General features: G+C 46.2%; 22 protein-coding genes. 16 read left to right on the top strand and 6 right to left on the bottom strand.

Annotated features, from left to right (window positions below):
* The 10 genes from VFC92_06520 (at nt 1) to VFC92_06475 (ending at nt 9,400) form a co-directional block, all read left to right on the top strand.
* Entirely contained in the window at nt 1–927 is a 927-nt protein-coding gene (locus VFC92_06520; protein HZK07838.1) for a hypothetical protein, read from the top strand.
* Nucleotides 928–938: 11 nt separating this feature from the next.
* Nucleotides 939–1,625: a hypothetical protein gene (locus VFC92_06515; GenBank protein HZK07837.1), complete on the top strand. Its 687-nt coding sequence runs from the start codon at nt 939–941 to the stop codon at nt 1,623–1,625.
* Between the two features lie 25 nt (nt 1,626–1,650).
* Nucleotides 1,651–2,640, top strand: coding sequence for a hypothetical protein (locus VFC92_06510; GenBank protein ID HZK07836.1), 990 nt, complete (start codon nt 1,651–1,653; stop codon nt 2,638–2,640).
* A 53-nt stretch (nt 2,641–2,693) separates the two neighbouring features.
* Entirely contained in the window at nt 2,694–3,062 is a 369-nt protein-coding gene (locus VFC92_06505; GenBank protein HZK07835.1) for a hypothetical protein, read from the top strand.
* The gene (locus VFC92_06500) at nt 3,062–4,024 is read left to right on the top strand and encodes a hypothetical protein (GenBank protein ID HZK07834.1); all 963 of its coding nucleotides are present in this window, start codon (nt 3,062–3,064) and stop codon (nt 4,022–4,024) included. The genes VFC92_06505 and VFC92_06500 overlap by 1 nt, the downstream gene beginning before the upstream one ends.
* Before the next feature lie 10 nt (nt 4,025–4,034).
* Complete coding sequence (locus tag VFC92_06495; protein ID HZK07833.1) at nt 4,035–4,514, top strand: hypothetical protein; 480 nt, start codon at nt 4,035–4,037, stop codon at nt 4,512–4,514.
* A gap of 11 nt (nt 4,515–4,525) precedes the next feature.
* Nucleotides 4,526–5,377, top strand: a complete 852-nt coding sequence (locus tag VFC92_06490) for a hypothetical protein (protein ID HZK07832.1) — start codon at nt 4,526–4,528, stop codon at nt 5,375–5,377.
* Nucleotides 5,370–5,858 carry a hypothetical protein gene (locus tag VFC92_06485; protein ID HZK07831.1) on the top strand — a complete coding sequence of 163 codons (489 nt, stop codon included), beginning with the start codon at nt 5,370–5,372 and terminating at the stop codon, nt 5,856–5,858. Before VFC92_06490 ends, VFC92_06485 begins: the two co-directional genes overlap by 8 nt.
* A gap of 3 nt (nt 5,859–5,861) precedes the next feature.
* Entirely contained in the window at nt 5,862–6,599 is a 738-nt protein-coding gene (locus VFC92_06480) for a hypothetical protein (GenBank protein ID HZK07830.1), read from the top strand.
* Between the two features lie 1,679 nt (nt 6,600–8,278).
* Nucleotides 8,279–9,400, top strand: coding sequence for a TrmO family methyltransferase (locus tag VFC92_06475; GenBank protein ID HZK07829.1), 1,122 nt, complete (start codon nt 8,279–8,281; stop codon nt 9,398–9,400).
* A 41-nt stretch (nt 9,401–9,441) separates the two neighbouring features.
* Here VFC92_06475 and VFC92_06470 read toward each other — a convergent pair whose 3' ends face one another.
* Nucleotides 9,442–10,761 carry a DUF2254 domain-containing protein gene (locus VFC92_06470; GenBank protein ID HZK07828.1) on the bottom strand — a complete coding sequence of 440 codons (1,320 nt, stop codon included), beginning with the start codon at nt 10,759–10,761 and terminating at the stop codon, nt 9,442–9,444.
* A gap of 249 nt (nt 10,762–11,010) precedes the next feature.
* Between VFC92_06470 and VFC92_06465 the strand changes: the two genes are divergently transcribed.
* The 4 genes from VFC92_06465 to VFC92_06450 all read left to right on the top strand — a co-directional run bounded on the left by VFC92_06465 (nt 11,011) and on the right by VFC92_06450 (nt 17,326).
* Nucleotides 11,011–11,433 carry an EamA family transporter gene (locus VFC92_06465; protein ID HZK07827.1) on the top strand — a complete coding sequence of 141 codons (423 nt, stop codon included), beginning with the start codon at nt 11,011–11,013 and terminating at the stop codon, nt 11,431–11,433.
* 218 nt (nt 11,434–11,651) lie between these two features.
* A complete protein-coding gene (locus VFC92_06460) occupies nt 11,652–12,785 on the top strand; it encodes an efflux RND transporter periplasmic adaptor subunit (protein ID HZK07826.1) in 1,134 nt (377 codons plus the stop codon).
* Nucleotides 12,786–12,794: 9 nt separating this feature from the next.
* Complete coding sequence (locus VFC92_06455; GenBank protein HZK07825.1) at nt 12,795–15,938, top strand: efflux RND transporter permease subunit; 3,144 nt, start codon at nt 12,795–12,797, stop codon at nt 15,936–15,938.
* Nucleotides 15,938–17,326 (top strand): efflux transporter outer membrane subunit, encoded by a 1,389-nt coding sequence (locus VFC92_06450; GenBank protein HZK07824.1) that lies wholly within the window; start codon nt 15,938–15,940, stop codon nt 17,324–17,326. The genes VFC92_06455 and VFC92_06450 overlap by 1 nt, the downstream gene beginning before the upstream one ends.
* A gap of 223 nt (nt 17,327–17,549) precedes the next feature.
* Here VFC92_06450 and mtaB read toward each other — a convergent pair whose 3' ends face one another.
* The 5 genes from mtaB to VFC92_06425 form a co-directional block, all read right to left on the bottom strand.
* A complete protein-coding gene (mtaB, locus tag VFC92_06445; GenBank protein HZK07823.1) occupies nt 17,550–18,833 on the bottom strand; it encodes a tRNA (N(6)-L-threonylcarbamoyladenosine(37)-C(2))-methylthiotransferase MtaB in 1,284 nt (427 codons plus the stop codon).
* Nucleotides 18,830–19,180: a DUF86 domain-containing protein gene (locus VFC92_06440; protein ID HZK07822.1), complete on the bottom strand. Its 351-nt coding sequence runs from the start codon at nt 19,178–19,180 to the stop codon at nt 18,830–18,832. The genes mtaB and VFC92_06440 overlap by 4 nt, the downstream gene beginning before the upstream one ends.
* Complete coding sequence (locus VFC92_06435; GenBank protein ID HZK07821.1) at nt 19,173–19,463, bottom strand: nucleotidyltransferase family protein; 291 nt, start codon at nt 19,461–19,463, stop codon at nt 19,173–19,175. Before VFC92_06435 ends, VFC92_06440 begins: the two co-directional genes overlap by 8 nt.
* A gap of 61 nt (nt 19,464–19,524) precedes the next feature.
* Nucleotides 19,525–20,883: a tRNA (N6-isopentenyl adenosine(37)-C2)-methylthiotransferase MiaB gene (miaB, locus tag VFC92_06430; protein ID HZK07820.1), complete on the bottom strand. Its 1,359-nt coding sequence runs from the start codon at nt 20,881–20,883 to the stop codon at nt 19,525–19,527.
* A gap of 135 nt (nt 20,884–21,018) precedes the next feature.
* Nucleotides 21,019–21,696 (bottom strand): FAD-binding oxidoreductase, encoded by a 678-nt coding sequence (locus VFC92_06425; protein ID HZK07819.1) that lies wholly within the window; start codon nt 21,694–21,696, stop codon nt 21,019–21,021.
* Nucleotides 21,697–22,087: 391 nt separating this feature from the next.
* On the opposite strand from VFC92_06425, the gene VFC92_06420 reads away from it, so the two are divergent.
* Both VFC92_06420 and VFC92_06415 read left to right on the top strand, forming a co-directional pair.
* Nucleotides 22,088–23,485 (top strand): tyrosine-type recombinase/integrase, encoded by a 1,398-nt coding sequence (locus VFC92_06420; GenBank protein ID HZK07818.1) that lies wholly within the window; start codon nt 22,088–22,090, stop codon nt 23,483–23,485.
* A 146-nt stretch (nt 23,486–23,631) separates the two neighbouring features.
* Nucleotides 23,632–25,119, top strand: coding sequence for an AAA family ATPase (locus tag VFC92_06415; GenBank protein ID HZK07817.1), 1,488 nt, complete (start codon nt 23,632–23,634; stop codon nt 25,117–25,119).
* Nucleotides 25,120–25,249: the final 130 nt, after the last annotated feature.

The following is a 25,249-nucleotide window of genomic DNA, read 5'->3' as shown; positions in this document are numbered from 1 at the left end:
ATGGCAAAACCAAGAAAAATTCAGATTCACAGCACTAACCTACAAGCCTGGAATGTGCGTGAGGTAAGCGATTTTGCTGCTTTCGATCCAACCGATGTGCTTGCCGGCGATGCCTGGCATTGCAATGCGGGCGGGAACGTATCAGTAAACGATCTTATTATTCGTCCGCAGGATACTGTGCTGGCCTTGATCGACAACCCGGGTTTGCTCAACAGAGCGAATATTGCAGCCGGAAAGTGGAAAGTGCTGCGCAATCTTAGCGACGAAATCCTCGCGTGGATAGAGCAGCAACTCTATACTGCCCCTTCGGCAAGCCTCAACGGTGGCATCACGCTCGAGAAGAATTATGCATTATTACCGTACGCTGCAACCTTTACCTGGAGCGTAACGGCAGGAACCAACCCCATAATCGCACGCGAGCTGTGGAAGCGCGAAGGTGCAGGAGCGTGGGCGAAGGTGAAAGACCTTACCGGCAATTCCGGTTCAGAAACCATCAACGTAGCTATTAATAGCGACACACAGCTGCGTGTGCAGGTATCGAGTAAAGCGGGTGAAAACATTTACTCGCCAACGCGGGAGGTAAAGTTTCAGTACAAAACAGGGTTTCGTACTGCAGCAGGAAATGCGCCGCTCAACGATGCATTTCTCAAAGCCGGCAATATGGTTTTCGACACAGATGCTTACCGCAGCTTTACGGCTAATGCAGCCGCAGGCGAACACATCTACTACTATGTGCCAAAGGCCATGGTGTCAGGTGGATATATCAATCCTCCTTACTTCTACGTAGGCGGTTTTGAGGGCGGTTTTAATATCGCTTCGCAAACAGCAGAATACGAATTGGGCGACGGAACCACAGCCGACTATGTGGTTTACAAATCAGCAAATAGCGGCCTGGGCTCGACGAATGTAACTGTTCAATCTAATTAAAAGGAGGAAAAATGGCTATTTCATTAATAGATAAAATAAAACAAAAGAACGGGCTGACATTCCCTCTCGTCGATTATATCGACATATATGGCCGCATAACAGGCTGGCAGAATCCGGTAAAACAGATATTTGCCGACATAGCCGCTATCGCCGGTTTGGCACCTGGCGACAGCTTCATTGTTCGCAACACAGCAGCCGAATGGCCGCAATTTACCGGCAAAGACATCTATGCGCGCGATGTAACTGCCGCTGCAAACGGTATCTACATACTTGGTGAGGCTACCGACAGCGAAGCCGAACCCATCTATTTGGTTACTGCCCCCGAACCGGGCATGATACTACTTGCCGGCACCGAACTTAAGCGGTATGGCGGCCTGCCTGCGCAGTGGAACGATTTGACCACCGGTGGTGGTTCGGTAGAGGGTAAAACACTGAGGCATGAGGCTGTAATTCTGATCGACACAAGCGAAACGGTAAGCCAGAACTATGACACAATCACGAAACAACTCGCCATAAGCTTTGAGATACAACCTGGCGAACTGGTGAAGGTATATGTTAACGGGCTTAAATATACCGATGCCGGAACTAATCCGGTGTACAGCTACACTGCAGGAAACGATTACCTGACGTGGAGCAACGATAATGCAGGCTTCGACCTGGAGAGTAATGACGAAGTGATCATCGAGACATTTAAATAATCGACACTAAAAATCAAAACCTAAGATGTTAAATTTAAAGCAAATAAAGAATTACATAGCCGAGCTGGCTGCGGACTTCTTAAAGAAATCGAACAACCTGTCGGATGTTAATGCCAATGCGGCAAAAACAAATCTGGGCCTTGGCAATGTGGACAATACGGCTGACAGCACAAAATCTGTTGCAAGTGCTGCTAAGCTCAGTACTGCCCGCAAAATCAACGGAGTAGCCTTTGATGGTACGGCTAATATTACCGTAGCTGATGCTACCAAGGAACCTGCCTTTACAAAAAATACAGCCTTCAACAAAAACTTTGGCACAACCTCCAGTTCGGTTTGCCAGGGCAACGATGCACGGCTGAGTGATGCACGAACTCCTACAGCGCACACGCACCCTTATGAACCTGAATTCACTACCCTCGCTGTTAACAAGGGGGGTACCGGAAAATCAACCCTGGGCAGCGGCAAATACCTATTGGGAAATGGTACTGGCGGAGTGTCGGAATTGAGTTCTGCTGAAGTTAAATCCGATCTGGGAGTATCTGCCGTTACTGATGCCGCCCTGGCTGCCAAAGCCGCTAAAGTGGGTGCAGGCAAAACAGGACAAATATTCGTTGCAGATGCTGCCGGCGATCTGGTAGCGAGCGGAAAATCATTCGACAACAACAATGCAACTGCTAACGATGTATGGGATGCCGCTAAGATAACCGCAGCCATTGCTGCAGGAATATCAGGAGTGGCCGTTACGGGATTCCAGGTCATCAAGCCGGGGCCAACCAAACCATCGGCTGCTAATGCAATTACCGTTATTGCCGATGTTTTTGCCCCCGGAAAATTGCCCCATCCTGCCGTGAAGCCCATCGTGGCAGTGAACGGGCTTATGATTCCGGAAGATAACAACGAAACAGTAGGTGCCCTGGACTCAAACCGGTGGGAACGCGATGGCAACGACCTGAAGATAAAGGTGGGCTATCCGCTCAATGATGATGACGAGATTGTTGTAACCTATTCTTATTAAACTTTGAAACCAAAGAGCCTCCAAAGAGGAGGTTCTTTGGTTAAATACCCGATATGAAACACAAGCAAATAACAGAGGTAAGCATCGATGACGAAGACCTGGATGTTGAATTTTATAGACGTATAGTTATAAAACCTGTTAACGTAATAGAATGGGATGCCGGGGCTATCTTTACAAAAACACTTACAGCCAATACAACATTATCTTTCAGCAATCTTACGCATGCACAGAATAAGGTTGTAACGCTGCTAATCACAGGCGACTATGCGCTTGCCCTGCCTGACGGTGTCAGAATCATATCAGGCGAATACAAAGGCTCTGTGATGAATTACATACAGATACATTGCGTGAATAATACTATGCACAGCGAAGAATATTGGGCAACATTTAGCCAGGATACTTTAACAGATCAAAGAGTATAATGCTATTAGCAAAAATGCAAATACCAGCAGATGTAGTTCCGCCACCAGTTTCAAAATTACCGGTGATGTACCTGAATTATTTTTACCACGACACACTTTACTATTCGCAAGACCTCGGGAACTCATGGAAAGGTAAAATTTTGCCTGGAGATTACCGTTGGGGACCCATGGATGCTAAAGGTGATGGGAAGTACCTTGCGTTGGGCACTTATAGCGATAATCAGCAGTCGTATTATTCGCTTAACGCAGGAACTACTATCCACGCAGATGGCCAGGTTGCCAATTATGGCACAGGAGCTAAAGTATCAGCTGATGGTAATGTATTTGCATTCGTCAACGGATTGTCTACATCAGGGTTGCGGGTGTCGACCAATCAGGGTGCCAGCTGGATAACCCGCAACACACAATACAATACCAACGACGTATGTTTGTCGCAGGACGGGCGCCTGATGTATGTTTCTGACTATGTGCAAGGGCTTTACAAGTCGGATGACTATGGGGCCACATTGACAAAAATACTTGCTAATGCATCACTTGCGGCTGCTACATCTGCCGATGGCAGATGTGTGTATTCTAAATCGCATGTTAATAAAAACCGAATTTATATTTCCGCTGATGCGGGAGCAGCCTTTAGCTACACAGCACTGAGTAGGAATGTAAATAGTGCAATTTTGTGCACCGACACCACTGGCAGATATGTTTTGTTAGCAGGAGGTGCCGATGTATTTTATAGCGACGACTTTGGTGCATCATTCACAGATATTGCTTACCGGCTTACGGCCGGTATAAAGATGACCGCAATCTCCAACAGCTATATTAGTCCCACGGGGCAACACATTGCATTTGCAAGCTTCTCGCCAGGCAGTTACGTCGTTTATGTTTCTACAGATTACGGAGCAACATTTAGTGCTAAACCGTTGCCACTGACAAATGGAACTCCTGCAGGTTTTGCCATTAATTAAAAATAAAAGCATGTACGCAAAAAACGAAAACGGAATAATTACAGTTTACAGCGCATTACCGAGCAGGTATGTAAGCGAAAACATGAATGTAGCAGGCGGCTTCCACTTGCTTGATGCAGCTACGCACCAGGTAGAGGGATTTTATCCGGTAGTAATGGTGGAGTACGACCCCGATACCGAGCGCCTCGGGCCAATGTATTTCGACGAGCAGAATGGGGTTTTTACTTACAATATCGAAGACATTCCCGATCTGGAGATAGCGCTGCGCGGGTGGCACCATCCCGAATATTGCAAACGTATTATTGCCCCCTCATCGCTCATCGACGACTATCCCAATATTGCCATCTGGATGCAGTTAAACCAGCTGCCGATTGTGTTGAGCGACGACACATCAGTATGTTATCTCTATATGAACACCGTGCGGGCGCAACACCAGGCACTGGCAGACAGCCTGCAAGGGATGCTTACTATTGAAAATATTCCAACTTAAAAACAAATAACATGGCCAGAAAGATAACAGAGATATATGATGAGATGATTGCCGGCAAGGCGGCCATGGTCGCGCTGCACAACCTGCAGCCTGACATCGACAGCGCCCAGACGCTGCTTACCGAGCTATCAAGCAAAAGCCGCGTAGCCGTGTGGCGCCTGATGTTATTTGTAACCGCCGTTGCAATCTGGACGCACGAAAAACTATGGGATGTCTTCCGCGCCGAGGTAGATGCCATAGTGGCCGCAGCAGTGCCGGGTACGGCGCAGTGGTATCGCAACCAGAGCCTGCAGTTTCAGCTTGGCGATGAGATGAAGTATGCTGACTATAAGTACAGCTACGACCCGGTGGATACAACCAAGCAAATCATAAAGCGTGCGTCGGCCACCGAACGTGGTGGCGATGTGGTGCTTAAAGTTGCCAGGGAGGCTGGCGGAGTGCCGGCCAAGCTCGCACCTGATGAGTTGTTAGCGTTCACAGCATATATCGCTAAGATAAAGTTTGCAGGCACCTTTTGCAGCATCATCAGCGACGACGCCGACCTGATCAACGTGTCGATGCGCGTTTATACCGACGCATCAATCATCAACGCCGACGGGGAGGCACTGAATCAGACATCGTCCAAGCCCGTTGAAGATGCCATTAATAACTATCTCGCTACACTGCCATGGGATGGTGTAGTGATAAACAGCGCGTTGACGGATGCCGTGCAGGCTGTGCCGGGCGTGTCGGACGTAGTGCTTTTGGCAACAGCAGCAAAAGCCGCACAGGCTGCCAACTACCAGTCGATAAGCCGTACATACCGCACCGTGGCGGGTTACATAGTTGCTAACGAACTAAATATATTGTACACCAGTGTTTAACGTCGATTTCCATAAACTCCTGCAGCTTCTGCTGCCCGTAGCGCTCCGCCAGCCGCGACTGATAGCCTATTTAAAGGTGCTTGCAAAGCCGCTGATTACACTATTCAACAGCTTCACTACACACCGGCTGTACGTGCTCGACGCCATCACGCACACAGGGCAGGTGATCTATCTTGAGCATCTGCTCAACAAGCTCTACGATCCTTTTAATCACATAAAGATCATCGACAGCACCGACCCACGACCCGACGTGTTTATCTTTAACGAGGCAGAGGGGCAGCAGGCTATTTTTCTTTTTAATAAAATAGAAAACGCGCCGATATTGATATATAATCGTCACGAATTCGACAATAACAACGACTTTATCGTGAAAGTGCCCAACGGCTTATTTTTGCTCGTGGAACAGATAACAGCCACGGTGCACAGATACCGGCAGGCAGGCAAACGATTTATCATTCAAACCTACAATGTAATTCCTTAGAATATGAAAAAGCTAATAATGACCCATGAGGGCGGCATGCCCCTCAACCTCGACCAACTGCGCTGGCTGGACAACGGCATCAACGAAGCGCTGCACGCTATCTGCCGCTCGCTGTTGCCTCCTGGAGCCACGAGCCTGGTGCTTGAAGGTTGCGATATAACGCCTGTGCAGAACACCGATCAGTTCAACGTATCAGATGGCTGGCTTTATCGACACGAGGGCGGCGGCAATATATGTCGCGTGCAGGCACATACGTTCAGCTACCAGGGCGCCTACCCATTTCCTGACACCGGATTGACGCCGCGATGGATGGACACCACGAGCTTCGACGCGTCAGGCAGCGTCACGTTTCATGACGGCAGCAACAAGCAGGTGCATGCCGTGCAGGAGGCTACTGTAGTAGTCGACGATGATCCCAGCAGCCCGGCGGTGGTGAGTGTGCCTGGGCGGGAGGGAAATTGGGTGCCAGGGACATCAATAAGTACAAGAAGACAAGGAGATTTACTTCAAATTAAAGGAGGGTATTATGGCATAAACGGCCTGTTCAATGAGACAATCCCGGCAGGTCATCGGCCAACAAATGACATTAGAGTTCCGATTGCAGCATTCTATCAGGACAACGGCGATAATTACACGCCATTATTATGGATTAAGGCGTCCGGTCAAGTTACGATTATAGACACAACTCATCCAAGTCAGTCAGACGTCGGCTACTTTATTAACCTATCAATACCAATATAAAATTAAAGCCAGGCGAGATGCAAGTTACAAAAAAACTACGTAGGTTACTCGCCTGGCGAATATCGTACTACGTGGCATAATGAAGTGTGACGGAGCAAAAGTACTTTTAAGATAACCGCAGCCATTGCTGCAGGAATATCAGGAGTGGCCGTTACGGGATTCCAGGTCATCAAGCCGGGGGCAACATTTTCTCACATTTCGTTTTGAAATAAATTACATTTCGATTTTGCGATTATACAACAAAAAAGTAGCGGTAGTCCGAATAGAAAAACAAATAGCCGTTCTTAAAAAAACCTTCGGCATCGAAACTCATTATCTGGAAACGCTGCTTGCGGAAGAAAAAGCCGAGGAAGTTAATTGATCCTGCAAGAATAATCCATACTGCATTGATTTTTCCTGGCATCTGGATGCTGTGAAATATCCAAATCTTGATCTTGAATTATCAACATTTTGTTAATAGCGCTTTCGCTAAATATTTGCTCTGTGATCGACTGTGAAAAGCCTATCGGCGTTATCAACGATTGTTGAAAAACCTGGTTGAAAACCGGTGAATTAAAAAGAAAGAAAAAGCTTGGCTGGTATTGGTTTCCCGCTGTATATTTGTCGCATCAGGCCAGAGATAAAAAGTTAGCTTGGCGTGAATGGGGACAAAGGACGAAAGCCCTGAAATCCCTGGGAAAACGAAACGCAGGCATTCATTTGCCGGTTCTGTCAATCACCAGTTCTTTAAAAATCCTATAGCCCGACTAACCCACAGCCATCTTCTGATGGCGGTGCCGGCTTGCAAAAGCCGGGATGCTTTCACAAGCATTGTTGCTACGGACATCAATACTACAAAGCACCCCGTGTGCCGCGCACTACTGATGAGGAAATGGAACTAGGACACCATACGCGGAGGATTCCGTAACAGGAACTTACTTCAGATGGTGTCAGATCGCAGCCTCGTTCTACGGAACACCAGGGCAGCGGTCTTCACAAAATGCTCAGGTTGGCACCACTTCTTGTCTTCACCGACAGCAAGCCGCCAGCCAGGCTCACCAAGAGGCACCCTCACTGAATGCCTCGCGAGGAGCAACTATAATAACAGTAACCTGACGCGAAACATACTGCTACGGCAGCATGCGTAGCGAACGGGAATCCATTCGACCAGAATAGATTCCCGTTTTGTTTTTTTAGCCAGGATCATCAATGATTTCCTTCCACCTTCTTTATCTCATTTCAATCCTTTCTAAATTTTATCTTCATCGGCTTTCGCCAAAAGAATGCGTGTACTTTTGTGGCACTGATTACAAAAAAGATGCTACTATGATATTAAAAAAGGTTTGGCGTTTCGATCGAAGAAAATCTGCTCGCAGACCTGGATCAGCTTGTATAAAATCGGAAATTCCCCAACCGCTCCCAGGCCATCCGATTTTTGATATCACAATCCAAAACCGAAAATTTATGGCTCGACGATCAACTGATTGCTCTCAAAGGAATAGAGCATAGCAAGCTGGTGATGATCAGCACTTAAAATAAAGCTCCAAAAGTCAAAAAAAAACAAATTCCAAACAAATTTCAAAATAGAAAGACATCGATAATATTCATTTGTCATTCTGAATTTGGTTTTGGTTTTTTTATTATAAAAACATCCAAGATTACAGACAAAACTAATGAATGCTTAAACAAAAAATATTGTTATGAGCCTACAAACACCCTACATCGGGAAAGTAAAAAGCCATTATGCCGAGCCTACCAATCCCGGCATTATGCGTGAAGCGCAAAGTGAAATTGAGATTTTTGAAAAGTACACCGACGGGTTATTCAAAATAGAGTTGTCGGATTATCTGGAGGTCTATTTTCATTTTGATAAAGCCGACCCCTGCGTTCTTCAAACCTACACCTACACCGGCGATTACAAAGGCGTTTTTGCCACGCGCAGTCCGCGGCGTCCGTCAAAAATAGGAAGTACGCTTGTAAAATTGCTCGAACGTCGCGGCAATACTTTGCTGGTGCAAGGCCTCGACGCGCTCGATGGAACGCCGGTGCTCGACATTAAACCAATGCATATCCCGCTCACCGAGGAGCAGGTGGATGAGGCCGAAATCCACAGCCGGAAAAATAATCCGCGTAAGCAGGTCTTTTCGAATATCTGGGCCAACCGCACTGATCGACTAATGCTGGATGCCGCCCGTATGCACGGCCACTTCTGCCCCGGACTGGCCATGGGCGTAATGATGGCCGCCCGCGCCATGCAACTGATGCGCGCCAACTCCGACGGCCTCGAAGATTTGCTTGCCATTGTGGAAACCAACAATTGCATCAGCGATGGCATCCAATACGTGACGGGTTGCAGCTTTGGCAACAATGGATTGATTTTTATGGATATTGGTAAAACCGCTTTTACACTTGCGCGCCGCGATGGAAAAGGCTACCGCATTGCCTCTCGCGCCAACGTCAAAGAATACATGCGACAGACTTCTCCCCTATTTAGCGAAAGCTACCAAAAAGTGGTGACCGAGAATGACCGCAGCGAAGAGGAGGTGGTGAAATTTAAAACCACCGGCATCGAAAAAGCCTTTGCCACACTCGCGCTCGATTTTGATAAACTTTTCACCACAGAAGAAGTCACCGTCGAAATTCCAGCCTATGCCCCTGTGCACGAAAGCATCATTTGCGACCTTTGCGGCGAACCGATAATGGCTTCGCGCATCATTCATCAGCATAATAAAAACTTGTGTATGCCCTGTGCCGGCCATCGGGCTGCCGGGCTTACCGGTCATGGAATTTCTATCAAAACCAGTCCTGGTCCCGCCAAATAATAATTGAACAGGCAAAGGCTGTGGAAGGAAATAGACTTCGGTCAGAAGTTGATTTTTAGAAAGCTTTCGTAACGGGTCTTAAGATCGTTCAGATCATTTTTTACGGTGATGCCCGCCTCGCCGGCTTCCAAAACCATAGCAGCATGGCGCTGTATAGCCTCCAGCTGTTCGTCGGTGCGGGCAAAAGTCAGAAGCGTATCCAGCGCCTCCATCAGCCGGATGAGCACCGCCGGACTTTCCTGTCCGTATTGTCGAATCTGATTAAAAGCTGCATCCATGATTCCGGCAAAATTTAAAGGATGTATCTCCACCCGCGGCGTATCTTCGTGGTCGCAGCGGTATTTTTCAGGAAAATGTGCCCGCGTGAGATGTGAAACGGTAGCGGTAAGTTTATCGATACAGGTTATGGCTGTGAAAGGATCGTTGATGCCGGGAGAAAGCGCCCGCGCCGCTACCTCCACCATCTGATGGATAGCAAATTCCACATCCTGCAGCGGCGTTCGTTGGCCACCAATAATCATGGCTCCGCGGAGATGCTCCAGCAAATCTTCTTCCGTTTGCTTTCGCGCATGTACTTTGGCCATTGGCTGCTCCTTCACCACAAAATTGCCTGGCCGTTTGAGAAGCGTAATAAGCAAATCATGCTTTTGCGCCAGCACCAACAAACTGTCATAATCGATCATTTGCAAATAACCATCCTCATGCGCTTTTACCACATCCATTACTATCATTGCGTTAAGCATCTCCTGCACACGCCCGGCAAGCTGCTGCGAATCGACTTCCATGTCGTCATCTGGAAAAAGTTTGTCGATGCTTTTATTCAAATTATTATGGCTATCCGACAACACATTATCGGCCTGGATACCAATGGAGATATGATGAATAAAAATGATCAGCAGGAAGATATTGGCCACAGCTACCGCAATGGCAAACAAGATGGAGAAGTTGGGAATAAAGTCCAGATCGTTGTCAGATTTGACGGTACGCAACACCAACAAACAGTATATGAAAGTGGCTATGTAGGCACCCAGCACCGTTTGGTTGAGACGGTCGTGCATAAAGTTGCGCATGAGGCGCGGCCCAAACTGCGACGAAGCGAGCGTGAGCGCCACCAGTGTAATCGAAAACACAGTTCCCGCCACCGAAAGCATTGCGCCGGCAATGGTCGAAAGGATGCTTCGGGCTGCTTCGGCTCCACCCGAAAACAGATATCCCATAGCTCCCGAAGGCTTGTATTCGGTGGTGCTGTCGAGAAAAATCAGCCCGATGGCCGAACCGATGGCGGCGAGCACCAGGAGCAGTGGCACAAACCAAAAGCTCGTTTGGATTCTCTCCCACAAATAAATAAGTTTTGCTTTCATAATGCTGAAGAATTATTGATGAGGCTAAAATAGTTTTTTCTGTGCAAAAAAGCGGGGATTTCAACATCCTGCTTCTTCGTAAGAGAAGAAGAGACGAATAGACGAAGAGAGGAAGGGACGAAGGGACGAAGGACGATTAACAATTAACGAACAACGATTAACACCTGCCCTGAGCGTAGTCGAAGGGAACAATTTTCTCAACAATCCTAAAACAGTATTTTTGCGCCAGCATTTTAAAAACTTATTTCTATGAACTGGTTGTTGCCGGCAATTCTTACGGCCATATTTTATGGCACTTACAACGTCTTTATCAAACTCTCCTCCGGGCACATTCATCAGATTGCCGGAGCGCTGATCCTGCAAATTGTGGCCGCACTTCTGGGAACGGGCGTCTTATTATTTTTGAAAATAAGACAAGTTCCCCTCGAAATCTCATCGCGCGGAATCTGGTATGCTGTGCTGGCTGGGGTTTTCGTAGGCCTGGCCGAGATTTTTTCGTTTGTGGTTTTTTCCAAAGGTGTGGGCGTCTCCACCGGCATTTCCATCATCATTGGAGGCTCAGTGGTGGTGGGTGCTGCAATAGGGTTTCTGTTTCTTAAAGAATCGATGCCCCCGTTGCAACTGCTGGGATTATTATTCATTGTGGCTGGAATAGCATTGGTGTCGCGCTAAAAACTGAAAACTGATGCAGCACGTCCTAAACCAATAGCACATCTTTTTGTTACATGCAAATATTTACGCTTAATTTCTGCTTTTTAAAAATATTTTTGCCGACGAATTTCAAAACTCATAAAACGAAGTCCAAATAAACCGCATACCAATAACCTGACAATTTGTTTTTTAAAAACTCCATCACGATAATGCCATTCATTCCTATAAAAATTAAAACTTTGACAAATAGAAAATCAGGATTTATCCTCCTCATCATCTTCGGGGTACTTCTGTTTACCTCTTGCCGCAATTCTGAAAATCAGAATCCAGGACGAGGTGGCAGCAACCAACCCCAGCCGTATCCGGTGATTGAAATTCCGCGCATGACGCTTACCAACTGGCGCGCCTATCCGGCCAACATCGAAGGCACCAACACCAGTGAAGTACGCGCGAAAGTGCCCGGGTACATCAATAGGGTTTTGGTAGAAGAAGGCCAACAGGTGCGAAAAGGACAAGTGCTCTTTGAGCTGGAGACCCAGTCGCTATCGGCGGAAGCTGATGCACTGCAAGCCAATGTGGACGCAGCACAACTCGAGGTTGACAAGCTCGGCCCGCTGGTAGAACAAAACATCGTAAGTGCCGTGCAGCTCCGCACCGCTGAAGCGCGGCTGGCACAAGCGCGCAGCAGCTATCAGAGCGCCGTGGCGAGCATCGGCTATGCCAGCATCAAAAGCCCGGTGGACGGCGTGATGGGTACCATCAATTACCGCAAAGGTGCGCTTGTAAATGCCCAGGACCGTTTGCCGCTCACCCGTGTCTCCTCCATCGGAAAAGTGTATGCACGCTTTGCCATGAACGAGAAAGATTTTATCCATTTTATGAATTCTGTCGAGGGCAGGACGCTCGACGAAAAAATTAAAAACAACCCCGGCGTAAAACTGCTGCTCGCCAATGGCCAATCCTACAGCCACGAAGGCGTCATCGAATCAGTATCGGGCGACGTAGACCCGCGTACGGGAACAGTTTCTTTCCGCGCCACCTTCGACAATCCGGAAGGCCTGCTGCGCGATGGAAGCAGCGGCACTGTGATGCTGCCGGAGTCGTTTGAGAATGCTCCTGTAGTGCCGGCGCTCTCTACTTTCGAACAACAAAACAAAACGCTGGTCTATATAGTGCAGGGCGACACGCTGGTGGCTGCCTCCATTGATATTCTTGCTGAGGTAGATAAACTTTATGTGATCGGCAAAGGCAGAGTGGATGCCGGCACTACCATCCTGGCCAAAGGTGCCAACAAGCTGCGTCCAGGCACCCGCATCATCCCGCAGCAAGTGCCAATCGACAGCATTACCCAATCTTTTAAAATCGTTTTTTAAAATATTTCTATGTTAAAATTTTTTATCGACAGGCCGGTTTTCTCTAGCGTCATCAGCATTCTGCTGGTCATTTTAGGATTTTTGGGTCTGGAGCGGCTGCCGGTTACACAATATCCTGACATTGCTCCGCCAACCGTGCAGGTTTCGGCAAGTTATCCAGGAGCCAATGCTGAAACCATCCTCGAAAGTGTAATCGTTCCCATCGAAGAACAGATCAATGGCGTGGAAGGCATGACCTACATAACCTCCAGCGCCAGCAACACCGGACGCGCCAACATACAGGTCTTTTTCGAACAGGGATATGATGCCGACATCGCTGCCGTCAACGTTCAAAACCGCGTAGCAGCGGCCAACTCAGTACTGCCCGCCGAAGTGATCCGCGCAGGAATCAACACCTCTAAACGCCTTAATACTTCTTTGCTCTATGCCGCTTTTTATTCGACCAATCCTGATTACGACGATACGTTTATCCAGAATTATCTGAATATCCATATTAAGCCGGAGCTGCAGCGTATCAATGGCGTGGGTGAAGTAGGCGCCTTTGGTGGTAAAGATTACGCCATGCGGGTGTGGCTCGACCCGACAAAAATGGCCAACTACGGGCTTGTCCCCACCGACGTAATCAACGCCATCGGCGAGCAAAGCCTCGAGGCTGCTGCGGGCGCGCTGGGTCAAAATGCCGGCGAGTCGTTCGAGTATGTCATCAAATACAAAGGGCGTTACAAAACTTCAGAGGAATACGAAGATATCATCATTCGCGCTTTGGGCGATGGCCGTTATCTGCACGTAAAAGATGTTGCCACCGTACAACTCGATGCCTTTAGCTACAGCACCCTATCCCAGACGCTTGGTTATCCGTCGATCAGCTTTGGCGTGAACCAGACACCCGGCTCCAACGCTCAGGAAATCATCGAAAACATTCATGAAAAACTGCTGGAGCTACGCAAAGATTTCCCGGAAGGGATAGATTATGTTATCAATTACGACACCAACCGCTTTTTGACGGCTTCCATCGACAAAGTTCGCAACACACTCATCGAAGCCTTTTTGTTGGTGTTTCTGGTGGTATTTCTGTTTCTGCAGGATTTCCGTTCCACGCTCATTCCCGCCATTGCCGTTCCCGTGTCCATCATCGGGACGTTCTTTTTCCTGGGGCTTTTTGGTTATTCAATCAATCTACTCACCCTTTTTGCTTTGGTGTTGGCAATTGGCATTGTGGTAGATGATGCCATTGTGGTGGTGGAAGCTGTGCACGCCAAGCTCGAAGGCGGTGCCACAAATTCCCGCGACGCTAGCGTTACCGCCATGAATGAAATCGCAGGCGCCATCGTCTCCATCACTTTGGTAATGGCCGCAGTGTTTATTCCCATCACTTTTATAAAGGGACCTACCGGGGTTTTTTACGAGCAGTTTGGCGTCACACTCATCATTGCAATTCTAATTTCGGCTGTCAACGCGCTTACTTTGAGTCCGGCGCTTAGCGCAATATTTCTAAAGCCACAGCATGAGTTACGACAGAAGAAAAAGTTCCTTCGCCGTTTTTATGAAGGTTTTAATGCGGGTTTTAATGCAGGGAAAGATAAATATGCACGCACACTTGGTTTTATTACGCGCCACCGATGGATTGTGCCTGCCGTGCTGATTATCGCAATCGGTTCCGTGGTACTATTCGACCGCGCGCTTCCCAAAGGATTTGTCCCTACGGAAGATCGGGGCATCATTTTTATGAATGGTGAACTTCCCCTGGCAGCGTCGCTCGATCGTTCTTATGAGGCAACACAACAACTTTATGATCAAATCAAAGATATCGAAGGCATCAACACCCTCTCACTTATTGCCGGACGTAATTTCTTTTCGGGTGCCGGTAGCTCCTACATCATGGGTTTTATTAACCTGAAAAATTGGGATGAACGTGGAACAAAAGCAACCTCCGCAGAAGCTATCCAGGGGCAACTGTTTCGTGCCGCCTCCTCAATTAGCGACGCCAAAATCATCTTCTTTACCCCTTCCAGCATTCCGGGCTTTGGCAGTGTGGATGGCTTTGAAATGCAGCTCCTCGACCGCACTTCGGGCAGCCTGAAGAATCTCGACGCCACCGCCACCGCGTTCACACAAGAGCTGATGCAACAACCCGAAATTGGTTTTGCATCCGATCCTTTCAGCACCGACTATCCACAACTACAAATGGAGATAGATGTGGCACGCGCCAAAGAATCAGGCGTGTCGGTGAGCGATATCCTGCGTACGCTGCAAGGCTATGTTGGCGGGTATTACACCACCAACTTCAGCCGGTTTGGGAAACAATACCGTGTGCAGGTGCAAGCACTGCCCGAAAACAGAATGAACACCGAAAGCCTCAGCAGTATGTTTGTAAAAACCCGCGACGGAAGCATGACGCCGGTTTCAGCATTTGTGACGCTACAGCGCATTTATGGACCACAAACCGTAACACGTTTCAACCTTTTCAATTCGGTAGCTATTAATGGAACCTCCGCCCCGGGTTACAGCTCCGGCGACGCCATCAATGCCATCCGGCGCGTAGCGAAGCAATCGCTTCCCAACGATTATCAGGTGGCCTTTTCAGGACTTACCCGCGAAGAGATCGCTGCCCAGGGGCAGGCCATCCTCATCTTTTTCCTGAGCATCGTGTTCGTGTATTTCCTGTTGGCGGCACAGTATGAAAGCTATCTCCTACCGTTTTCGGTAATCCTCTCGCTTCCCATTGGTGTGGCCGGCGCCTACGCAAGTACATGGGTTGCCGGACTCGAAAACAATATTTATTTTCAAATAGGATTGATCATGCTGGTGGGCTTATTAGCTAAAAACGCAATCCTTATTGTGGAATTTGCGCTTCAGCGACGGCGCCATGGCATGGGTATCGTTGAAGCAGCCATCGAAGGCGCCACCGTACGACTGCGCCCGATCCTAATGACTTCATTTGCTTTTATTTTTGGAATGCTTCCGTTGGTATTGGCCAGTGGTGTAGGCGCCCAGGGTAACCGTTCCATTGGAACCGGCGCTGCAGGCGGATTACTTGTAGGAACGGTGATTGGAATTTTGGTGGTGCCAACGCTATTTGTAGCCTTCCAATGGCTGCACGAGAAACTGGCGAAGAAACCTGTAGTAGAATCTGTAAAAAATAGTGCTAACTAATGAAACGACGGATAATTTTTGGAATAGCAATTTTGATATTAATAACGCAGCAGGCTTGTTTTGTGGCACGGGATTATACACGCCCCGCAATGTTCGACGAAATCGGTTTTCGCAACGACACCGCCAGCATGGATACGCTCACGATGGCCACCATTGCCTGGCGCGACTTCTTTACCGATCCGCTCTTACAATCTTACATAGATGAAGGTTTGCAAAACAATCTGGATATACGCATTGCGCTTACGCGAATAGATGCTGCCGAAGCCTGGCTAAAGCAAGGAAAAGCTGGCCAACTGCCCACGCTCAACACACATCTTTCGGCCTCACATTTTGAACTTTCGAAAAATGGACAATCGCGCGGCGTCGGATCGGGAAATATTTTTGAATTAGGCGCAGGACTTTCGTGGGAAGCCGACATCTGGGGCAAGATCCGCAGCACCCGCCGCGCTTATCAGGCGAGTTATCTGCAAAGTCAGGCTGCCCATCAGGCCGTAAAAACCCGCCTTATCGCCGGTATCGCCACTCTTTATTATAATCTGCTCTCCATCGACGAACAGATGGAGATCACCAGGGAAACCATTGAAAACCGGAAAAGAAGCCTTCAGACAGCCATCGCACTTAAAAATGCCGGCAACGGAACAGAAGCCGACGTAAAGCAAACCGAAGCTCAGCTTTACACCGCTCAAGCCATCCTCATCGATCTGCAAACGCTGGCACGTCTTTATGAAAATGCATTGTCACTGCTGCTGGGAAGCCCGCCACGCCCGCTGGCACGCAATACATTCGACGACCAAATTGTAGATACTGTTTTGCTCACGGGTGTGCCGCTGCAACTGCTTGGCAACCGCCCTGATATCCTCGCCGCCGAATATAACCTTATCAATGCTTTTGAGCTTACCAATGTGGCGCGCAGCAATTTCTACCCTTCGCTTACCTTGTCAGCATCAGCAGGGTTGCAAAGTCTGGAACTTCAAAACCTCTTCAGCCTCAACTCGCTATTTGCAACTGTTGTGGGCGGATTGACGCAGCCCCTCCTAAACGGGCGTCGCATACGCACGCAATATGAAGTGTCGCAGGCCGAACAGGAACAGGCGCGACTGCAATATCTGCAAACGTTCCTTACCGCTACCGCCGAGGTGTCGGATGCACTTTATTCGTTTGAAGCAACCACAGAAAAGATAGCGGTAAAGCAGAAGGAATATGAAGCTTATAATGATGCCGTGCGATATTCGGAAGCGCTCGTCAACAATGGCCTGGCCAATTATCTGCAGGTACTCATTGCGCGCGAACGTTCACTGGCCAGCAGCCTTACACTGGCCGAGAACAAAGCCACCCGCCTGAAATATCTGGTGCAGCTTTACGAAGCCCTGGGCGGAGGATGGAAATAGAGCCGATAAATCTCAATTCTGTTAAATATCCCGTCGGGATGCAATATGGGTAGAAATAATGTTACAACCAGGCATTCCGTCCCATACGGGACGGCATTCTATCATCATCCACTTTTCTACCCATATCTTGTACCTAAAGGCACAGGTGATATTCTGAGCTTCATTTATGTAGCCAAAAAGTTACATTAAATTTCAATTTTAAAAACCTGAAAATAATCTACATCTAAACCCGCTGCCCAATCATCACGGGGTCGTCGCTATCTTCTATAGACATTAATTGCACATCCACGAAAGTGTTGGGCTGCGCCTGATGCGCGGGAAACCGCACCGGAACGTATAGTTCGCCATATCCCTGCGCCATTCCATCTTCAACTTTTTCTATCAACACCCGTTGTTGTTTCCCAATGAGTGATTCGCGAAAGCGCCGCTTTTCTATTTCAGAAACTTGCCGCAATAGCTCGCTGCGATGGGTTTTTTCTTTTTCACTCACATGATCGGGCATCCGCTCGGCGCGGGTATTTTTACGTATGGAATATTTAAAAGTATGGACGTGACCAATGTTTAGCTCTTTTATTAGTTGGGTTGTCTCCTCAAACTCCTGCTCCGTTTCGCCCGGAAACCCTACGATGATGTCGGTGGTAAAATTAAAAAGCGGATAACGCGCACGCACCTTCTCAACTATTTGGCGAAAGCCTGCAACGGAATACATGCGGCGCATGGCAAGCAAAATTTTGTCGGAACCACTTTGCAGACATAGGTGCATGTGAGGCGTAAGTTTGGGATGATCGAAAAGATCGAACAACTTGTCGCCAAAGCCGTCGGGCTCAATGGAGCCAATGCGCAAGCGGAAATCGCCCGGAAGCGCCAGTATCCCAACCACAAGATCTTCAAAACGTAAACCTTCGGAATCATACCTCCCGATATTGACGCCGGTGAGCACGATTTCTTTATACCCAAATTCCACCACCTGGCGGATGTTGTCGTAGATTTCCTGCGGCTTACGGCTGATGGCCCGACCGCGCACATGTGGGATGATACAAAAAGTGCAGAAGTTGTCGCAGCCGTCCTGAATTTTTATCCAGCTTCGTGTATGGAAAGTTTCGCGCGCCGGTTCATAACTGAATAGCGCCGGATCGAAGCTATCGGGATGCACCACTTCGCCTTTGTAATGACCGTCGATAAGCTCGAAGATGGAACTTTTGTGTTCATTATCCACAAACCAGGTAACGTTGGGTTGCTGCTGTTCGAGCTGTTCGCGGTGGTTGTTTACCATGCAGCCCGTCACCACGAGCATGGCATTTGCGTGTTTTTTGGCCGCCTGCCTGATCACCTGGTTTGATTTGCTGTCGCTTTGGTTGGTAACGGTGCAGGTGTTGACCACCACTACGTCCGCGGTATCTTCAAAATCGACCACCTGATAGCCGTTGCTGCTAAAGCGTGAAGCCAGCGAATCGGTTTCAAACTGATTGAGGCGGCAGCCAAGTGTTTTGAATGCTATCTTTTTCATGAGACTTTATTGTTATCCACAATCGTGTCCAACCAATCAATCAAATCATCTAAATAGCTCTCAATAATTTCCCAAACTATTTCATAATCTACCCCAAAATATTCATGAATTATTCTATTACGAAATCCACGAATCCTATTCCATTCAATCTCCGGGTTTTTATCTCTGAAATCCTCGTCAATTCGATTTGCTGCTTCTCCAATTATTTCAAAATTGCGAACAACCGCATCCATCGTTTTGTCATCGAGCAAAAACCTATGAAAATCAAGGTCTTTTGTGTATCGTTTTATTTTTTGTGCAGATTGAAACATATCGTCCAATAGCAGGAGGGTATCACGTTTAGACATAAATTAAGTCTGAATTGATGGCCTTTAAGTATTTTTCTTTAATTCCGTTTTTAGAAACTAAATCAACTTTAAGACCTGTAATTTTTTCTAAATCATCAGCCAAATCAACAAATCTTATTCCTATCCTGTCTGAAAACTCTACCAAAATATCCAAATCACTGGAGTCTTTTTGTGCTTTTTGTGAATATGAACCGAAAATTGCCATTGATTTTATCGGATAGTCACTAAACAATCTGGTTTTATGGCTACTCAAAGTGTTTTTTATTTCTTGCAATGTTTTCATTGTCCAAAAATATCAAATTTTGATCAACCAAATAAATGACTGATAGACATTAAAGCAGCGCCTATTTCCCTGTTGCTAATTCGGCCACGGCCACGCGCTCGCCCTCTACCGAGAAGTCGGTGGCGCTGGTGATTTTAATGTCGGTGAAGTTACCAATGAGTGTTTCATCCAGAGCGGCAAAGCGACACACGATTTTTCCTTCGGTCAGCGCCGAAAGGAATCCTGGTTTGCGGTCGTGACCAACCACCAGCACACGGTAACTTTTCCCGACCATATTTTTGTTGTGCACCAATGCATGCTTTCGCAAATCGCTGCTCAGCTCGTGGTAGCGACGGCGTTTGATGTCTGGCTCGATATCGTCGGCCCAACGGGAGCTTGCCGCACCCGGCCGGGGCGAATATTGCGCAATGTAAGCCATGTTGTATTTGAACTCCTCCATGATGCGGCGTGTGCTTTCATGCTGCTCTTCCGTTTCGCCGGAAAAGCCGGTGATGATGTCGGTGAAAATGGTGGCTTCGGGAATTATCCGATGGATCGAATGAATGATCTGGCGGTATTTTTCAACGGTATGCTTGCGGTTCATGTGGATGAGCACTTTGTCGTCGCCACTCTGTACCGGAAGGTGAAACTGCTTTGCCAGACAGCGGTAGCGCGAAACCATCTCCACCACTTCGTCGCTCATGTCGCGCGGATGCGGTGAAGTGAAATAGACCCAGAACTCGCGGCCCGACTCCGCCCCCATTTTGCCCACCGCTTCGAGCAGTTGTGGAAACGAAAGCTCTTCACCTTTTTTATCCAAGCCATACGAATTTACATTTTGCCCCAGCAAAGTAATGGATTTATAACCCTGCTCCACCAGTTGCTGCACCTCCTGGATTATCTCGTCGGAAGGGCGCGACACCTCACGTCCACGGGTGTAGGGCACCGCGCAAAATGTGCAAAACTTATCGCATCCGTTTTGTATGGGAACAAAAGCTTCGAAGTCGGAGCTATAGTGTGGCGTGATGCGCCAAAACTCGTCGATGCTATCGTTGGAAGGCATTCGTTTCAGGTCGCCAAAAAGGGAGGCGGGCGTCACTACGCCATAGTGACGAATCATCTCGGGCAATTTTTCCAGTTCACTCATCCTGAAAACGATGTCGAAAAGTTTCAGGAATTTCTCCATATCGGCGGGCAGGATACACCCAGATATAAAAGTGATCAGGTTGCGATGGCTCTTCCATTTGTTCCAACGTGTGATGCGCGAGTACACCTTGTCGATGGCCTTCTGGCGCACTGAGCAAGCTAAAATTCCCACCAGATTGGCTTCTTCTTCGTTGTCGGTCCACTGATAGCCGGTTTGCGTTTCGATGATGGTGCGCACCCGTTCGCTGTCCGACATATTCATTTGGCATCCGAGGGTGATCAGATGATATTTCATCTTACAAAAGTTTTAAATTTTAAAAGGATTTCAATGAAATCCGTAAGCATGATCTAAAAAATTATCACAACGAATTTCGTCATCCTGTTGCTGCTTATTTATTTATTAAAAAAGAAATCGATAGCGCACAGGCCATTAAAAATAGACCTCGGCGTGCATGTTTTCGGTAGCCACACCTTTTTGCGCAAGAATCTCAAAAGCTTCATGGATCATCTTTACGTTGCCACAAAGGTAATAATGTGTGGAAGTATCGATGGTGGCATGGCGCAGGTAATCCGTCACACGTCCGTGGAATTTTCCCGTGGTATCGCCTGTAGTGCACAGAATATAGCGATCGGGATTGTATTGCTCTCGTTCGTACGCTTCATTACTAAATCTAACGCCATGCAGAAGCGTGTAGTCGAGCTGCGGATAGCTGCGCACAAAGCTGCGGAAGGGTGCAATGCCCGTTCCGCTGGCGATAAACATAAAGCGTGTTGTATCGATTTCTTCGGGTTTTAATGTAAAAAAACCGAGAGGTCCATCCATCTGCAATTGCGAGCCGGGCTTGAGTTTTTTCAGGCGGCGGCTCACATCACCTTCCAGGACCTCCTTGACGAGTACTTCAAAATATGGGTCGTTCTCGCCGCTGTAAACGGAATATTCGCGGGCGTTGTTTTCGTCTTTAATGCCAAGAATTACATGCTGACCGGCAAGGAAGTCTCGCTGATGCCGGTCGAACCGCAGCACGTAGGCGGCGGGCGTAAGGTTTCTGATTTCCTGAAGGGTAATGGCTTTGGTGGCTGTTGGTATTTTGGTTGTCAGTTGTGTCATGTCTAAAATTAAGTTCACAAAATTATCACTCCGGAAAGACGGAGCTTTTTATTAAAAAGCAATAACAGACGCCTGGCGGGGATGTTCAACCCGGCTTTTGGAGATGAGGCAAAAGGATGAGGTTAATAAAAAGTGGCTATTTGAAGCATTTGATAACATCTAAATCATCCACCACCAACTCCTGCTGTGACCATAATATCTAAAATTTAGAATTCCAAATGAAATAGTGAGATTGTCACGCACCTTGCTCAATTGCGCCATGCGCCACGCAGTTTATGAGAGATTATCATGCACCTTGCTCCATTGCTCCTTGCGCCATGCGCCACGCAATTTATAATCATTCCAGATGAAATAGTAGTACATTTACCGCGCAATTAAATTAAAAAGTCAAATGAGGAATCCTGTCATCACATTGGCTAACCACACCCACCACGGCAAACCTGTGGTAAGCCTGCGTTTTGAGAAGGATTACGGCCTCATCAGCAAAGTAAAAACGCTCAAAGGAGCTGCCTGGAGCCAGAGCCAAGGGTTTTGGTACATTCCCCGTGAAGGATTTAGTTTGAATGAAGTTTTTGAGGCTCTAAAGGATGTGGCTTGGGTGGACTATTCAGCCATCGAAAATGATAAAATTCTTTCTGACAAGGGCGCAATGGAGATCACCAGTAATAGTAGCAGCAATGCATCCACAAAAAGTGATGAGGATAAGTATGTTGATGTTTTGTGTAATGAAAAGGAAAAAACATTCTATTTGGCCTTGCCCTTTGCATTAAAAGAACAATTTAAAAAACTGGAGGGAGCCTGGTGGCATCCTAAACTAAAGCAATGGTCGGCAATCGACACAGAAGAAAATCGTGAGCAACTTAGGGCATTATTGCAGGAATCAGGGTTAAAGCTCGAATTTAAAATTGCAGAGGGGAAGAAACGGACACAAGTTAAAACGCCAAAACTTGTAAATCCTGTAATGCCAAATAAAAAATTTATCAGGCACATGCAGCTCGAAAACAAGGCTGCGAGCACCATGAAACAATATGCTTGGTACGTAAAATGGTTTTTAACTGTAAACCGCGGTGCAGAGATCGATAATAATCCTGGCGAAATGGTAAAGCGTTTTTTACACGAAGAAGTGTTGAACAGAGGATACGGAAAAACTTCACAGAATCTGGCATTATCAGCATTACAAAATTATTATCGCATTGTTTACAACATCGATTTACATGCTGAGGCCATTCCACGACCTAAGCAAAAACGGCCATTACCCAAAGTACTATCCGAAGAAGAATTTATCAAAATCTACAAGCAGTGCCACAATCAAAAACATCAAATCGTTTTGAAACTCATGTATGGCTGTGGCCTGCGCAGAAATGAGGTATGTACTTTAAAAACCGAAGATGTGAACATCGACCGGGAGTTGATTTTCGTAAAAGGCAAGGGAGGTAAATACCGACCCATTAATCCCGGCAAAAGATTGATTGAAGACATGAAAGAGTACCAGAAAAATTATTCACCGGGCGAATATCTTATTGAGGGACAAGGCGGGGGAACATATTCCGGAACCAGCATTGCCAAAATTATAGAACGACTATCTGAAAAAGCAGGCCTCAAGCGCAAAGTTACGCCCCACATGTTAAGGCACACTTTTGCCACCCATCACATGGAAAAGGGAACCGAGCTACGTCTGATACAGGAAGCTCTGGGTCACGCCTCCAGCAAAACTACTGAGATTTACACCCGGGTAAGCCGTAATAGTATAAAAAAAATGCGTAATCTTTTGGACGATTTGGAAATTTAATTAATTTTGACGAATGAAACAAAAACAAATAATAAAGGGCACCTTCAGTAAAAAGACAAAATGTCTTCATACTGTACCAATTAAGCAACAGTTAAAAGACAGGAAGGGGTCATAAAAACAAGTTGTGCCTAATTAAAAAAAACTAAATGATAACATCAATATTTCTAAGACATTTCAAAATTTATAAGGGAATTACCTTTATTCCAATTTCAGAAGGAGTTGGATTTTCTAGTTTAATAGGAGAAAATGGTGTTGGAAAAAGTTCTGTTTTAGAAGCAATTGATTGTATCTTAAACAAAAAGAATAACGATTGGCCTATTAACAATGAAGCTAAGAATGAAGGCGTTGGTGGCGATAACTTCCCTTATATCGCACCAGTATTTTTGATTAAAAAAAGCAAATTAAAAAACACAAAAACAGCAGACCAAGAACTTTATGAGAAAGCTGAAAAGCTTTCAAATTTTATTTGGAATAATAACTTAAAAACCAAGTCTAAAAGTTCCTCTGAATTTAATAGCCATAAGTCAGAGTTAAAAAAATCTTACAATAAAGAAGATTACTTTTTACTAATTGTAGGTAAAAAACATAACGACAACTCAATATACTTTGGTGGTTATCAAAATTATATAGATTTTGTTGGGGAAAGCCCCGCTATTAAATCTAGTGACGAAGAAATTCAGAATTACTTCAAAGGATTTTATGACTACTTAATTTCTCATTATTCTTATTTATATATACCTGTTGAAACGGATGTCTTTACTTATACCAAATTAGAAACTGTAGAAATGCAGAAACTAATGGATAAAAACATACAAGATGAAATTGTAAAAGCTATTAGACCTGGCACCCTAAGACAGATTAATAAGGATTTAAATAGTTTTGTTAAAGATGTGGAAAGTATTTTGGAAGAGTATGAATATAAAGGTTATCATAAAAATAGCCTTACAATGCCCGACCTAGTCTCTAAAATAATAGAAGCTTATTTTTCTATAAAAGTTCTAAATAAAAAGCCGAAAACTGGGACAAAATTAATTCCTGTAAGTGAATTGAGCTCAGGCGAAAAAAGAAAAGCTCTTATAGATGTTGCATATTCTTTTCTTTTCAATAATCAAAACACTGATTCTAATATAATTTTGGCAGTAGACGAGCCCGAAGCTTCTTTACATATTTCAGCTTGTTATGACCAATTTGAGAAATTATTTAGTTTAAGCAAGAACAAACATCAAATTATTGTATCAACACATTGGTATGGATTCTTACCTATTGTTTTAAATGGAAGTGCTACTTCGATCAGAAAAAACACTTCAAATGAAACGTCAGCAGATTTTTTCAATCTATACAATTACAGAGAAACAATTACTCAAGATAAGAAAAAATCTAAAGGACCTTTACCTATTGATTATAATATAAAGAGTTACAACGACCTAGTCCAATCAATCTTATTTTCCATTCTAAAAGAAGAGCCATATAATTGGTTAGTATGTGAAGGTCTTTCAGAAAAAATATATTTTGAGATAATTTTTAAAAATGAGATTGAAAACAACAAGCTTAGAATACTTCCTTTAGGTTCTTTTAAAGAAGTTCGAAAATTATACAACAATCTTTTATCACCAATAAAAGACCCTGATTATTAAATTTATTTTTTACCTTTGTCGTACTATGCGGCAGTAAATAATATAATTAGAAATACAAATTCAAGTTCTTGTGGTAAATCTTACTATCAAGGATGTATTTTTTATGCGATGCATTTCTACAAAGCATCCA

Source organism: Bacteroidales bacterium (assembly GCA_035647615.1).
In the GTDB taxonomy this organism is placed as follows: Bacteria; Bacteroidota; Bacteroidia; order Bacteroidales; family 4484-276; genus SABY01.
The sequence above is the reverse complement of the archived record's forward strand: the minus strand, read 5'-3'. Positions and strand labels throughout refer to the sequence as shown.

Excerpts from the sequence above, each read along its gene's own strand:
- VFC92_06520 (HZK07838.1), top strand. The coding sequence starts at position 1 with ATGGCAAAACCAAGAAAAATTCAGATTCACAGCACTAACCTACAAGCC.
- mtaB (HZK07823.1), bottom strand. The coding sequence starts at position 18,833 with ATGAAAAAGATAGCATTCAAAACACTTGGCTGCCGCCTCAATCAGTTT.
- VFC92_06475 (HZK07829.1), top strand. The coding sequence starts at position 8,279 with ATGAGCCTACAAACACCCTACATCGGGAAAGTAAAAAGCCATTATGCC.
- VFC92_06465 (HZK07827.1), top strand. The coding sequence starts at position 11,011 with ATGAACTGGTTGTTGCCGGCAATTCTTACGGCCATATTTTATGGCACT.
- VFC92_06455 (HZK07825.1), top strand. The coding sequence starts at position 12,795 with ATGTTAAAATTTTTTATCGACAGGCCGGTTTTCTCTAGCGTCATCAGC.
- VFC92_06480 (HZK07830.1), top strand. The coding sequence starts at position 5,862 with ATGAAAAAGCTAATAATGACCCATGAGGGCGGCATGCCCCTCAACCTC.
- VFC92_06510 (HZK07836.1), top strand. The coding sequence starts at position 1,651 with ATGTTAAATTTAAAGCAAATAAAGAATTACATAGCCGAGCTGGCTGCG.
- VFC92_06470 (HZK07828.1), bottom strand. The coding sequence starts at position 10,761 with ATGAAAGCAAAACTTATTTATTTGTGGGAGAGAATCCAAACGAGCTTT.
- VFC92_06490 (HZK07832.1), top strand. The coding sequence starts at position 4,526 with ATGGCCAGAAAGATAACAGAGATATATGATGAGATGATTGCCGGCAAG.
- VFC92_06505 (HZK07835.1), top strand. The coding sequence starts at position 2,694 with ATGAAACACAAGCAAATAACAGAGGTAAGCATCGATGACGAAGACCTG.
- VFC92_06515 (HZK07837.1), top strand. The coding sequence starts at position 939 with ATGGCTATTTCATTAATAGATAAAATAAAACAAAAGAACGGGCTGACA.
- VFC92_06500 (HZK07834.1), top strand. The coding sequence starts at position 3,062 with ATGCTATTAGCAAAAATGCAAATACCAGCAGATGTAGTTCCGCCACCA.
- VFC92_06415 (HZK07817.1), top strand. The coding sequence starts at position 23,632 with ATGATAACATCAATATTTCTAAGACATTTCAAAATTTATAAGGGAATT.
- VFC92_06425 (HZK07819.1), bottom strand. The coding sequence starts at position 21,696 with ATGACACAACTGACAACCAAAATACCAACAGCCACCAAAGCCATTACC.
- VFC92_06420 (HZK07818.1), top strand. The coding sequence starts at position 22,088 with ATGAGGAATCCTGTCATCACATTGGCTAACCACACCCACCACGGCAAA.
- VFC92_06440 (HZK07822.1), bottom strand. The coding sequence starts at position 19,180 with ATGTCTAAACGTGATACCCTCCTGCTATTGGACGATATGTTTCAATCT.
- VFC92_06495 (HZK07833.1), top strand. The coding sequence starts at position 4,035 with ATGTACGCAAAAAACGAAAACGGAATAATTACAGTTTACAGCGCATTA.
- VFC92_06450 (HZK07824.1), top strand. The coding sequence starts at position 15,938 with ATGAAACGACGGATAATTTTTGGAATAGCAATTTTGATATTAATAACG.
- VFC92_06435 (HZK07821.1), bottom strand. The coding sequence starts at position 19,463 with ATGAAAACATTGCAAGAAATAAAAAACACTTTGAGTAGCCATAAAACC.
- miaB (HZK07820.1), bottom strand. The coding sequence starts at position 20,883 with ATGAAATATCATCTGATCACCCTCGGATGCCAAATGAATATGTCGGAC.